The organism is Mycobacterium sp. 852013-51886_SCH5428379 (genome assembly GCF_001665575.1).
Classification (GTDB): Bacteria; Actinomycetota; Actinomycetes; order Mycobacteriales; family Mycobacteriaceae; genus Mycobacterium.
Genome location: NZ_LZSU01000017.1, coordinates 69,650 through 82,459 on the forward strand (window position 1 = coordinate 69,650; position 12,810 = coordinate 82,459).

At 66.8% G+C, this 12,810-nt stretch carries 10 protein-coding genes; 9 read left to right on the forward strand and 1 reads right to left on the reverse strand.

Going from position 1 to position 12,810, the window contains the following annotated elements:
* Positions 1 to 8 precede the first annotated feature (8 nt).
* From A5757_RS05690 to A5757_RS05730, 9 genes are all read left to right on the forward strand, one after another.
* Positions 9 to 2,204, forward strand: coding sequence for an EspA/EspE family type VII secretion system effector (locus tag A5757_RS05690; RefSeq protein ID WP_066829926.1), 2,196 nt, complete (start codon positions 9 to 11; stop codon positions 2,202 to 2,204).
* Positions 2,204 to 2,980, forward strand: coding sequence for a hypothetical protein (locus A5757_RS05695; RefSeq protein WP_156618192.1), 777 nt, complete (start codon positions 2,204 to 2,206; stop codon positions 2,978 to 2,980). Before A5757_RS05690 ends, A5757_RS05695 begins: the two co-directional genes overlap by 1 nt.
* 188 nt (positions 2,981 to 3,168) lie before the next feature.
* The gene (locus A5757_RS05700; protein WP_197497266.1) at positions 3,169 to 4,941 is read left to right on the forward strand and encodes a DUF885 domain-containing protein; all 1,773 of its coding nucleotides are present in this window, start codon (positions 3,169 to 3,171) and stop codon (positions 4,939 to 4,941) included.
* Between the two features lie 76 nt (positions 4,942 to 5,017).
* The gene (locus A5757_RS05705; RefSeq protein WP_066829931.1) at positions 5,018 to 6,007 is read left to right on the forward strand and encodes a YafY family protein; all 990 of its coding nucleotides are present in this window, start codon (positions 5,018 to 5,020) and stop codon (positions 6,005 to 6,007) included.
* Positions 6,004 to 6,981 (forward strand): YafY family protein, encoded by a 978-nt coding sequence (locus A5757_RS05710; protein ID WP_066829934.1) that lies wholly within the window; start codon positions 6,004 to 6,006, stop codon positions 6,979 to 6,981. The genes A5757_RS05705 and A5757_RS05710 overlap by 4 nt, the downstream gene beginning before the upstream one ends.
* 28 nt (positions 6,982 to 7,009) lie before the next feature.
* Complete coding sequence (gene tatA / locus A5757_RS05715; RefSeq protein WP_066829936.1) at positions 7,010 to 7,261, forward strand: Sec-independent protein translocase subunit TatA; 252 nt, start codon at positions 7,010 to 7,012, stop codon at positions 7,259 to 7,261.
* Between the two features lie 74 nt (positions 7,262 to 7,335).
* On the forward strand, positions 7,336 to 8,286 hold the full coding sequence (gene tatC / locus A5757_RS05720) for a twin-arginine translocase subunit TatC (protein WP_066829943.1): 951 nt from the start codon (positions 7,336 to 7,338) through the stop codon (positions 8,284 to 8,286).
* On the forward strand, positions 8,270 to 11,026 hold the full coding sequence (locus A5757_RS05725; protein WP_066829945.1) for an RNA helicase: 2,757 nt from the start codon (positions 8,270 to 8,272) through the stop codon (positions 11,024 to 11,026). Before tatC ends, A5757_RS05725 begins: the two co-directional genes overlap by 17 nt.
* Positions 11,027 to 11,067: 41 nt before the next feature.
* Positions 11,068 to 11,838 carry a DUF4333 domain-containing protein gene (locus A5757_RS05730; RefSeq protein ID WP_066829948.1) on the forward strand — a complete coding sequence of 257 codons (771 nt, stop codon included), beginning with the start codon at positions 11,068 to 11,070 and terminating at the stop codon, positions 11,836 to 11,838.
* Positions 11,839 to 11,844: 6 nt separating this feature from the next.
* On the opposite strand, the gene A5757_RS05735 is transcribed toward A5757_RS05730, so the two are convergent.
* A complete protein-coding gene (locus A5757_RS05735; protein WP_082929334.1) occupies positions 11,845 to 12,801 on the reverse strand; it encodes a 5'-3' exonuclease in 957 nt (318 codons plus the stop codon).
* Positions 12,802 to 12,810: the final 9 nt, after the last annotated feature.

The window sequence follows — 12,810 nt, forward strand, 5'->3', positions numbered from 1 at the left end:
TAGCCGCAATGAGTGTGATCGACGGGTTCTACGCCACGTGGAACAATGCGCGCGAGACGTTCGGTCAGGGGGCGCCGCAGACCGGGGCCGACTTCGACAACAGTGCGCAGCTGCGCAATCTGGGTTCCGGCCTCGACGACGCCAAGCCGGGCGAGAAATGGTCCGGGGCCGCGGCGTCCGGATACGAGAAGGCCAACACCGACCACCAACAGGTGTTCACCAGGCTCGCCGAGCTGGACCGCAAGCTCGCCCAGCAGGTCGACCGGTCCGCGCAGGTGGTCGACGCGGGCCGGCAGAACCTCGACGCCGTCAGGCAATGGGTGACCGACGCGGTCAACAGCGTGCCGCCCGGCAAACAACGCGACGCGATGCTGCTGCAGATCGCCAACCGCGGCCTCGGTCAGCTCAGCGAGGTGGTGAAGACCTCCAACGACGACCTCAACGGCGTCGGGCAGGACATCCGCAAGCTCCAGAGCGAGTACGACGACGCGGGGAACCAGAAATTTAGCGATGACGGCAAGAAGGCGGGCGAGGGCGACGATAAAGGCGAGGAGAAACCGCCCGAAATGCACGCCGTTCCCGAGGAGGAGCGGGCGCGCGAAGACGTCGAGGCAACGCTTCGGGGGGAAGAAACGGCCGCCGGCCGCGTTGAGAGAGTTCTGGGTTCGATCACACCCGGCCAACCGCTCACCCCTGAACAGGCTCTGTACCTCGGCCAAATGCAGTCCCAACAGCACGGAATGAGCGTTGATCGGCTTCACGAGGTCGAGCAGATGCTCGGCGACAAGAAGGACGTCATCGGTGATTCGTGGCAGCTGATGAGCAACGATGACGTGTACTACCCGAAGGACCCCAACGCACCACTCGACATGGCGAACAAAGACGCGACCCCTGCGGGCTCATTCGACCGGCTACCTCAGAGCGTGCAGGACACTCTGAACAACGCGGGCGACACCAAACCAATTGGCGATTCGGACGTTCTGGAGAACTATCAGAACCTTCAAAAGGTGTCGGAGATCGTCCAGGACGGCAACGACCACCTGCAGACCGGGACTGAGGTCGACCGCGGAATGATGAGAGCAGCCGACGCCGTTATGGACGCCGACGTGCCCGCGACGCACAAGGCGGTCGCTGCTCAAGCCATCTTCGAGGCGGTCGCTCCGGACCACCAGATCATCCACGACCACATACTCGGCACCCATGGCAGTGACGGACAAGATTTCCTTCGCGACGTCAACCACATGCCCTGGACCGATGACGGCAAGGCAGCGGGCGCGCTGTTCAGCTGGACGCACGACAACCACGTGAATGCTGACATCGCGGACGCGACGGCGCAGGAATACGCCCGATACCTGGGTGCCCACAAGGGCGACTTGATGGATATCGCCGGCCAGACGTTGGGCGAATACAACCCCGAGTTGGTCAAGGCCTATGCCCACGGCCTTTCGCCCTATGTCGACGACATTGCCGGTGTGGGCGGTGATGACGGGGATGGGTTCGACGACCTCGACGGCAGCAACTCAGAGCGTCCCCTCGCGAAAGGCATCTTTTCCCTCATGAGCACCCAAGAGGATGCCTACGTTGAATTCAACAGCGCGGCAGACGCACTCGCGGTCGACCGGTCCCTCGACTGGGCCACCGACGTCAAGAACGGGGTGCCGGTCTCGGAGGATGACTCGCGAATGGCGGACGCAGCGATAGTGAAGGGCCTCGTTTCGGCCGGCACTGCGGACGCAGCACATGAAATGCGGCAGAACGCCGCAGAGGCACAGCAGTGGCGGGAAACGGCGTACAAAACCGGAATCGCAGCACTGAGCGGCGTAAGCGGACCAGTTGGTGGACCGATAGTCGCCACATTTGGCGAGGCGATGGAAAGCTCGTTCGTTGGGCCGCCGATTGATACGTCGAATCCCGTGCTTCCTGACATGAAGCCGGACGAAGCGTCGCGCTTTGCCGCCAATGCGCTGTTGGCGACGGGAGCCATACGGCCGGAAGATGTCGATCGGGACTATCTCCTCAACGGGGGCCTAGGGTCTCGCGAAGATCTCCGCGACGCACAAAGAGACGCTCCGAGGGACACGGTCTACAACGAGACCTTGAACGGCTACATCGATCGGGCCCTAGGAGGCTCCAGCTCGAACCCATCCGATGACTTTTTGTATTGGTACAACATGACGGTGAAGATTCCGGGTGGGGGCGGGTGATGCGCGCAGGCAGTCCCGTCACCATCTGTCTACTCATCTGCTTGCTCTCGGCGTGCACACAGGAGCGCGGCATCGAACGCTGGGAGGGAACAAATGCAGGTCTCCGGTACTTGTGGACCGCCGGCCCGGGGATCGACATCACCACCGGCCCGGCTGTCCCGATACGGGCGTTCATGGAGTCTTTCGAGCTGAGTCAAGACGCAGGCGATATGTCCTATGCCTATCCCGGCTTCGAACAGGCAGTGCCCGACAGCAGTTCGGACCTCTGGCAGACGAGGCCAGCGCTCGACGTCCCCAGCAAGACGCCCGCGGTCGGTAACGTCAACAACCTCATTCTGTCCCTCGACCGCGTCAACGATGTGGTGAGTGCTGTGGTCTGCCGCTACACCTACCGGGTCGCTACTGAGACCGAAAACGGGTTCTACCGCAGCGTGGCGCGCGTTGGCGCCATGGATGAACGAGGAATCGACGTCTCGAAAGTTGAACTTTCCGGGCGGTCATCGCAGCCAGAGCTAGCTCAAGCCGGTCCACGGCCAGATCCGATCGGCAATGTATTCGGGGAGTGGCGCGTCCGCGGCATGTTGGCTTACTTCTCGAAGAATGAGCCCGGCTTCGACCAAGCGTGGCCGACGTACGAGGCCGACAGGCAGGCGTGTGTGGACAAAGCGCCCGACCCATTACCCGTTCGCAATGCGATCATCGACGGCACTCATCCGCGCAGCGAGTTCCCGACCGCGCCCGCAAGTCCCGGATGGCCCGAGAATCCTTCCGAGTAAACGACAGAGCCGAGTTAAGGTGCAGGGACAACAGCTCCTGAGCCCCCGACCGCACGGTTGTTGTACGCGTCGCCCGAGAAGACCTGTCAACAACCGTGCACTCGACGCATTCAATGAACGGCAACGCCCCCGCACTCGTACGCCGTAAAGTACCTTCCGGCCGAATCACTGCCAGTCGAGGGAGACTTGTGATCATCGGATATGCACGGCCCGCGCGGATTTCGGCGGCGAAGATCTTCCTGGCACTGTTCGTCACGATGTCTCTCGCTGCGTGCGGCAGCACGAACACCCCGCCCCCACCGGCCTCAACATCCGCCGACGACACGTTCCGTCAACTCACCGCAGAGATCCTCGACTTCGTCTACGAATCCGATCCGTCGACGGCCACCTACCTCGGCATCCACGACTACGACGACAAGATCGCCGACCGCTCCGCCGCCGCGGTCCAGAAATCCTCGGACGCCGCACGCGACTTCCGTTCGCGCCTCGACGACATTGCGCAACAGGACCTTTCACCCGAAGCTCAGCTCGACCTCGAACAGACCAAGCACACCCTGGACGGGATCCTGCTGCGGAACGACGTCGTCCGCTCCTGGGCCAAGGACCCCGACATCTACAGCAGCGGCATCACCGACGACGCGTATGTTCTGATGTCGCGCCCCTTCGCGCCGGCAGAACAACGCCTCAGATCGCTCGTCAGTCGTCTCGATGCGATGCCGACCGCGTTGGCCCAGGCCCGCGAGAACCTCGACAATCCGCCGCGGATCTACACCGACATCGCCATCGAGCAGATCGACGGCAATCGCGACTTCTTCGCCGAAGACGTGCCCGCCGCGTTCAGCGATGTCAAAGATCCCGCGCTGCTGGCCGAGTTCAAGACAGCCAACGACGCGGTGATCGCCGCGCTCGAGGACTACAAGATTTGGCTGGAAAGCGATCTCGTCAACCGGTCCAACGGAACGTTCGCCTACGGCGCCGACACCTACCAGAAGGTGCTCGCTGCCGACGAGATGATCACCACCCCGCTCGACGAACTCCTCCAGACGGCCCGCGCCGACCTCGAGCGCAATCAGCAGGCCTTCGCCGAGTCGGCCAGGAAGATCGACCCGACCAAGCCCGCCCCCGAGGTGCTGGCCGACGTGGCGAAGGACCACCCGCCCGCCTCGGAGCTGCTGTCCGTCACCCAGGACAACCTCGACGGTCTCGCCCAGTTCATCCGCGACCGCGACATCATCGACCTCCCGCCGGCGCCGCCCGCCAAGGTCGTGGAGACACCGCCGTATCTGCGCGCCACCACCTCGGCCACGATGGACACCCCGGGGCCGTTCGAAAAGAGCTCCACCGAAGGGCTTTTCACGATGACGTTGCCCGACCCGTCGTGGCCCCAGGCGGAGCAGGACGACTACATGACCCGGTGGTACCGCGCCGCCATCAGCAACGTCTCCGTCCACGAAGTATGGCCCGGCCACTACGTGCAGTTCCTCAACGCGAAGGACTACCCCTCTGACGTTCGCAAGGTCTTCGGTGCCAGAACCAACTCCGAGGGCTGGGCGCACTACTGCGAGCAGATGATGCTCGACGAAGGCCTCCACGCCGACGATCCCCGCTACCGGCTGGCGCAGATCCAGGACGCGCTGCTGCGCGACGTCCGCTTCATCGCCGGCATCGAAATGCACACCCGCGGCATGACCGTCGATCAGGCCACCGACATGTTCGTCACCGAGGCCTACCAACCCCGATCGGTCGCAGAATCGGAGGCCAAGCGGGGGACCTCGGACGCCACGTACGGCTACTACACCATGGGCAAACTCATGATCTTGAAGCTGCGCGAGGACTACCGGACGAAGAGGGGCGACGACTTCTCACTGAAGGACTTCCACGACGAGTTCGTGGCGCTCGGCCCACTGCCGGTGCCGCTGATCCGGAAAGCGATGCTCGGCGAGATCGGCACCCCCTTCTGACGGGAAACCAAGCGGCCACGACCGCAATGCGCGTCGCCGCACCGACCCCACCTCCGGACGCCTTAAGCTCGGAGGAGTGGCGACCTCCAAAGTCGAACGGCTGATGAACCTGGTCATCGCGCTGCTCTCGACCCGTACGTTCATCACCGCCGAACGGATCCGCCAGGTCGTCGCCGGCTACGCCGACAGCCCCACCGACGAAGCCTTCTCCCGCATGTTCGAACGCGACAAGAATGAGCTGCGCGACCTCGGCATCCCGCTGGAAACCGGCCGCGTGTCCCAGTTCGACCCCACCGAGGGCTACCGCATCAACCGCGACGCCTACGCGCTGCCCGCCGTCGAACTCACCGCCGACGAAGCCGCCGCCGTGGCCGTGGCCACCCAGCTCTGGGAGTCACCCGAGCTCATCACCGCCACCCAGGGCGCCCTGCTCAAACTCCGCGCCGCCGGCGTGGACGTCGATGCCGCCGACGGCGTCACCATCTCCACCGCCACCCTGCCCGGCGTCCGCGGCAACGAGGAGACCCTCCGCGTCCTGCTCGACGCCATCGACAACGGTCAGGCCGTCCAGTTCGGCCATCGCAGAGATCGCAGCGAGCCCTACATCACCCGCACCGTCGAGCCCTGGGGCGTCGTCACCCACCGCGGCCGCTGGTACCTCGTCGGCCACGACCGCGTCCGGGACGACGTCCGTACCTTCCGCCTGTCGCGCATCGGCGATGACGTCATTCCGCTCGGCGAGCCCGGCAGCGTCCGCAAGCCCGACAACCTCGACCTCAAAGACATCGTCCGGCGCGCGGTCGCCGACTGGCCCACCGGGGCCAAAGCCCGCATCTGGGTCGCCGACGGCCGCGCCACCGCCCTGCGCCGTCAGGCCGTCATCGAGGCACGGATGGCGCGACAGGGGCGCGACGGCGACGTCCTGAGCGTCGACATCGGCATGTTCGACCAGCTGGCCCGCGAGGTCGCCAGCTACGGCGCCGACGCCGTCGCCCTCGAACCGCAAACCCTGCGCGACGACGTCATCGGCCGACTGCAGGCCCAGGCCGCCGGAGCCCACGCATGACCGCCGTCTCCAACCGGCTCGTCCGGCTGCTCAACATGGTCCCGTACTTCCAGGCCAATCCCCGGATCACCTACGACGACGCGGCCACTGACCTCGGCGTCACCGTCAAACAGCTCCGCGAAGACCTCAACCAGCTGTGGATGTGCGGGCTGCCGGGCTACGGTCCCGGCGACCTCATCGACTTCGAGTTTTCCGGCGACAGCATCGAGGTCACCTTCTCCGCGGGCATCGATCACCCGCTGCGCCTCACCTCCCCGGAAGCCACCGGTGTCCTCGTCGCGCTCCGCGCGCTGGTCGACGTCCCCGGCATGGTCGACCCCGAGGCGGCCCGCAGCGCCATCGCCAAAATCGAGCAAGCCGCCGGCACCGCCAGCCACGACACCGGCGACACCGTCACCGCTGTCGACGAACCCGCACCCGTCGAAAGCGAGGCCGCCGCAGCCGTGCGGACCGCGGTGCGCAACGCCCGCGCCGTCGCCATCGAGTACTACTCGGCCTCCCACGACGTGCTGACCAGCCGCGTCGTCGACCCCATCCGCGTCATCCTCGTCGGCGACCACAGCTACCTCGAGGCCTGGTGCCGATCCGCCGAAGGCGTCCGCCTGTTCCGGTTCGACCGCATCGTCGACGCCCGCACACTCGACGAACCGTCCGCCCCGCCACCACCCGCGGTCGAGGCCGGCCCCGACACCTCGCTGTTCGACGCCGACCCCGCGCTGCCGTCGGCCACCCTGCTGATCGACCGGTCGGCGTCGTGGATGTTCGAGTACTACCCGCTGCGAGTGGTCCGCGAGCTCGACGACGGCGCCTGTGAAGCCGCGATGACGTACGCCTCCGACGACTGGATGGCCCGTTTCGTCCTGGGCTTCGGCTCCGCGGTACGCGTCCTCGACCCGCCCGCACTCGCCGACAAGGTGCGTGAATCCGCGGCTCGGGCCCTGCGCGCCTACGCCGAGGACGACGTCGGCGGGTAGACTCAGCGGCGACTCGGAGGAGGTGCACATGGGCGCTATGCAACCCTGGCATTGGTTGATCGTGATCGTGGTGTTCGTGCTGCTGTTCGGCGCCAAGAAGTTGCCGGACGCCGCGCGGTCGCTGGGCAAGTCGATGCGGATCTTCAAGTCCGAGATCAAGGAGATGCAGACGGACGGAAAGCCGGACACCCCTCCGGCCACCCCGATCGCCTCCGAGCGCGTCGATGCGGCCGATCCGGCCACCACCGCCGATCCGCGCGCCGACAAGCGTTCGGCCTGACCCGACACTCCCGTTCGCGCGGCCTGTCGCCGCGCCGTCAGGCCGCGTCCCGAAGCGGCCGCTAGGCAGCACACGTGCAAACCCCCGGCATCTTCAAGAAGCTCAACCCGCGTAACCGCCGATCCCGGGTCAATCCGGACGGCACCATGTCGCTGGTCGAGCATCTGCACGAACTGCGAAACCGCCTCCTGATCGCCGCGGCGGCCATCGTGGTCACCACCGTCTTCGGTTTCCTCTGGTACACCCACAGCTTCTTCGGGCTGCCCAGCCTCGGCGAATGGCTGCGCGGCCCCTACTGCGCGCTGCCCGACTACGCCCGCGCCGACATCACTGAGGACGGCGGCTGCCGCCTGCTGGCCACCGCGCCGTTCGACCAGTTCATGCTGCGACTCAAGGTCGCGCTGATGGCCGGCATCGTGCTGGCCTGCCCGATCTGGCTACACCAGATATGGGCGTTCATCACTCCGGGCCTGTATCGCAACGAGAAGCGGTTCGCGTCGGCGTTCGTCGCGGTGGGCAGCATGCTGTTCATTGCCGGCGCCGTGCTCGCCTATGTCGTGCTGGCCACGGCGTTGGGCTTCCTGCTCACCGTCGGCAGCGACGTCCAGGTCACCGCCCTGTCCGGTGACCAGTACTTCGGGTTCCTGATCAACCTGCTGCTGGTGTTCGGGTTCAGCTTCGAATTCCCGCTGTTGATCGTCATGCTCAACTTCGTCGGGATGCTGTCCTACGAGAAGCTCAAGGCGTGGCGGCGCGGGCTGATCTTCGCCCTGTTCGTCTTCGCCGCACTGTTCACCCCGGGTTCGGATCCGTTCTCCATGCTCGCGTTGGCGGCTGCGCTCACCGTGCTGCTCGAGTTCGCGATCCAGATCGCCCGTCTCCACGACAAGCGCAAGGCCAAGCGCGAGGCTGCCGAGACCGTCTCGGACGAAGAGGCTTCACCCATCGCACCCGCCGAGCCCATCGAGCCGCCCAGCGCGGTGTCCACTCCGTCGCACGTCCATCTGCATGACGAATCCACCTGACACCCAGCTCGCCGCCTTCACCGCTGAGCTGTCCTTCACGCTGGACGACTTCCAGGTCCGGGCGTGCCAGGCCCTCGAGACCGGCCACGGCGTGCTCGTGTGCGCGCCGACCGGCGCCGGGAAGACGGTCGTGGGGGAGTTCGCGGTCCACCTGGCACTGGCCGCCGGGACGAAATGCTTCTACACCACACCCATCAAGGCGCTGAGCAACCAGAAGCACGGTGACCTGGTCCGTCGGTACGGACCCGAACGCATCGGTCTGCTCACCGGCGATCAGAACATCAACGGCGACGCCGACATCGTGGTCATGACCACCGAAGTGCTTCGCAACATGCTGTACGCGAACTCCCCGGCCCTGCAGGGACTTTCGCATGTCGTCATGGACGAGGTGCATTTCCTGGCCGACCGGATGCGCGGTGCGGTCTGGGAAGAGGTGATCCTGCACCTGCCCGACGAGGTACGGCTGGTCAGCCTCTCGGCGACGGTGAGCAACGCCGAGGAGTTCGGCGGGTGGATCAAGACCGTGCGCGGGGACACCGCAGTGGTGGTCGACGAACACCGGCCGGTCCCGCTGTGGCAGCACGTGATGGTCGGGAAACGACTGTTCGATCTGTTCGACTACCGCTCCGGTAGAGCCGCACGGGGTGGGCGTGAACTCGTTGTCGATCCGGAACTGCTGCGCCACATCTCGCATCGCCGCGAAGCCGACCGGCTGGCCGACTGGCAGCCCCGCGGTCGCGGCAGAGGCGCGCAACGCGGCCGCCCGACGATGTACCGGCCCCCGGCGCGGCCCGACGTGATCGGCATGCTCAACAACGAGGGCCTGCTGCCCGCCATCACGTTCGTGTTCTCCCGCGCCGGCTGCGACGCCGCGGTGAAGCAGTGTCTGCGGTCCTCGCTGCGGCTGACCACCGAGGAGGAACGCAAGCGCATCGCCGCGGTGATCGACCGCCGCTGCGCCGATCTCGATGACAACGACCTCGTCATCCTCGATTACCACCAGTGGCGCGAAGGGCTGCTGCGCGGCCTGGCCGCCCACCACGCGGGCATGCTGCCGGTGTTCCGCCACACCGTCGAGGAACTGTTCGCCGCCGGTCTGGTCAAAGCCGTATTCGCCACCGAGACACTGGCTCTGGGCATCAATATGCCCGCCCGCACCGTGGTGCTCGAACGGCTGGTCAAGTTCAACGGCGAACAGCACATGCCGCTGACGCCGGGGGAGTACACCCAGCTCACCGGGCGCGCCGGCCGGCGCGGCATCGATGTCGAAGGCCACGCCGTGGTGTTGTGGGGTCCGGAGGTGGAACCCACCGAGGTCGCCGGACTGGCGTCGACGCGCACGTTCCCGCTGCGCAGTTCGTTCGCCCCGTCGTACAACATGACCATCAACCTGGTGCAGCAGATGGGCCCTGCGCAGGCCCGCGAACTCCTCGAGCAGTCGTTCGCGCAGTACCAGGCAGACAGGTCGGTGGTCGGATTGCGCCGCGGCATCGAACGCGGCGAGAAGGTGCTCGACGAGATCGCGGCGGAACTCGGCGGCCACGACGCCCCGGCACTGGACTATGCGCGGTTGCGGGCGAAGATCTCCGAACGCGAACGCGCCCAGTCGCGGGCGTCGCGGGTGCAGCGCCGCGCGGCCACAAACGACGCGCTCAGCGCCCTGCGCCGCGGCGACATCATCACCATCACCCAGGGTCGGCGCGGCGGACTGGCCGTCGTGCTCGAATCGGCCCGCGACACAGACGATCCCCGGCCGTTGGTGCTGACCGAACACCGCTGGGCGGGGCGGATCTCGTCGGCCGACTATTCCGGGGCCACCCCTCGCATCGGCACCATGCCGCTGCCCAAACGCGTCGAACACCGCAACCCGCGGGTGCGGCGAGATCTGGCCTCGGCGCTGCTGTCGGCGGCCGAGGGGTTGTCCGTGCCCTCGGAGCGGCGCCGGCGCGGACAGCAGGCGCAGGAGCACGACATCGACCCCGAACTCGTCGCGCTGCGGGAGAAGATGCGCCGCCACCCGGTGCACAACGCCCCTGACCGCGAAGAGTCCGCCCGGCTCGGCGAGCGGTATCTGCGCATCGAGCGCGACAACGAGCAGATCCGACAGAAGGTGGCCGCCGCGACCAACTCGCTGGCCCGCACCTTCGACCGCATCGTCGTGCTGCTCGGCGAACGCGGCTTCATCGACACCTCGGGTGAGGTACCCACCGTCACCGACGACGGCCGTCTGCTGGCCCGCATCTACAGCGAGAGCGATCTGCTGGTGGCCGAATGCCTGCGCGCGCAGGCCTGGGACGGGCTGGATCCCGCCGAGCTGGCCGCCGTGTTGTCCTCGGTGCTGTTCGAGTCACGGGGCGACACGCCCGGGACACCTGCCGGATCTGAGGCGCCGACGGCGAAGGTGCGACGTGCGCTGGTGGCCACCCGACGGCTGTCGGCGCAGCTGCGTGCCGATGAGCAGCGCCACCGCATCGCACCCAGCCGGGACACCGACGACGGCTTCGTCGCCGCGATCTACCGGTGGGCCACCACGGGTGATCTGACCACGGCGCTGGCCGCGTCGGACGTCACCGGCAGCGGGGCGCAGCTGTCTGCGGGCGATTTCGTCCGCTGGTGCCGGCAGGTTCTCGACCTGCTCGACCAGGTGCGCAACGCGGCGCCGACACCGGGGCTGCGGACCTCCGCGAAACGCGCGATCAACGACATTCGACGTGGCGTCGTCGCAGTTGATGCGGGGTAGTGTGTGGCCCAGCGAGCCGACCGAGGATCAAGGGAGAGACGATGAGCGGACCGCAGGGATCTGATCCGAATCAGCCGTGGACCGGTCAGCAGCCGGAAGCCGGTCAGGATCAGCCGGGCGGGGACCAGTCGGCTTGGCAGTCGGCGCCCACGGGCGGCGATCAGCCGCCCGCCGACACCTCCTGGCAGCAGCAGCCGCCCGCGTACACGCCGCAGCAGTACGGGCAGTACCAGCCGACTCAGCAGCAGCCGGCATACCAGCCGTATCCGCAGCAGCCCTACGGTGCGCCCGACCAGTACGGCCAGCCCCAGTACGGGCAGCCGCAATACGGTCAACCCCAGTACGGCCAGCCTCAGCAGTACGGGCAGCCGACTCCGCAGTACGGCCAGCCGCCCTACGGGCAGCCCACTCAGCAGTACGGCCAGCCGGGTCAGTACGGGACGTATCCGCAGCCCGGTTCGGATGACGGCTCCAAGAAGTCCATGAAGGTCATCGGCGGGGTCGTCGCCGCACTGGCCGTCCTCATCATCGCCGTCGTCGGCATCCTCGGCTTCGTCACGCCTGGCTTCTTCGTCACCACCAAACTCGACATTGACGCCGCCCAGTCTGGGGTGCAGCAGATCCTGACCGACGAAGCGAACGGCTACGGCGCCAAGAACGTTCGTGACGTCAGGTGCAACAACGGCGACAGTCCGGTCGTGAAGAAAGGTGAAACCTTCGACTGCGAGGTCAGCATCGACGGCACCAAGCGCGAGGTCACCGTGACGTTCCAGGACGACGACGGCACCTACGAGGTCGGCCGGCCCCGCTAGGCGCTGTCAGTCCAACCCGTCGAGAGCCTTCTGCAGCCGTCCCAGTGACGACGTGACCCCGAAGTCGCCGGCCAGTTCGGCGACCTTACGAGGATGCGCTGCGGCCAAGGGCAATTCGTCGGTCTTCGTCGACATCTTCACGGGCGCTTCGGTGGCGACCCGCACGACCGGTTCAGCGGCCTCGATGTAGTCCGTTGCGGCCAGCAGTTTCTTTCGATAGGCCTTGGACATCTTGGACTTCGGGTCCTGGGCGGCCGCGACGATCGCCTCGAGCGAGCCGAACTGGCCCAGCAGGGTGGCGGCGGTCTTCTCGCCGATGCCGGGCACCCCGGGCAGGCCGTCGGAGGGGTCACCGCGCATCAGCGCCAGCTCGGCGTAGGCCGCACCGGCCCGATCCTTGGGCACCGCATACTGTTCGGCGACCTCGGCCGGTCCGAACAGCGTCGCCTTGCTCATCCCGCGACCCAGGTACAGCACCCGCACGGCGACCGGATCGTCGGCGACGACCTGCAGCATGTCGCGATCGCCGCTGACCACGATGACCGGGTCCCGCTTCTCCGCGGCGGCCAGCGTGCCGAGCACGTCGTCGGCCTCGTATCCCGGCGCACCGGCATGCGCGATGCCATAGGCGTCCAGCATCGCCATGATCATGTCGACCTGCGGGGTCAGCTCGTCGGGCACCTCTTCGACGTCGGTGCCCTCAGGGTGGGGTTCGGCGACACGATGCGCCTTGTACGACGGGATCAGGTCGACGCGCCACTGCGGGCGCCAGTCGTCGTCCCGGCACACCACCAGCCGGCCGGGCCGCTCCCGTGCGATGAGCATCGCGACCGTGTCGAGGAAACCGCGCAGCGCGTTGACCGGACGGCCGTCCGGCGCCGTGATCGACGACGGCAGCGCGAAGTAGGAGCGAAACCACATGCTGGCGCCGTCGAGAAGCAGCAGGGGAGAGCGGGCTGACACGAGTCGACA

Coding starts and splice junctions, on each gene's coding strand:
- A5757_RS05695 (WP_156618192.1), top strand. CDS start 2,204: ATGCGCGCAGGCAGTCCCGTCACCATCTGTCTACTCATCTGCTTGCTC.
- A5757_RS05710 (WP_066829934.1), top strand. CDS start 6,004: ATGACCGCCGTCTCCAACCGGCTCGTCCGGCTGCTCAACATGGTCCCG.
- A5757_RS05725 (WP_066829945.1), top strand. CDS start 8,270: ATGACGAATCCACCTGACACCCAGCTCGCCGCCTTCACCGCTGAGCTG.
- A5757_RS05690 (WP_066829926.1), top strand. CDS start 9: ATGAGTGTGATCGACGGGTTCTACGCCACGTGGAACAATGCGCGCGAG.
- A5757_RS05730 (WP_066829948.1), top strand. CDS start 11,068: ATGAGCGGACCGCAGGGATCTGATCCGAATCAGCCGTGGACCGGTCAG.
- tatA (WP_066829936.1), top strand. CDS start 7,010: ATGGGCGCTATGCAACCCTGGCATTGGTTGATCGTGATCGTGGTGTTC.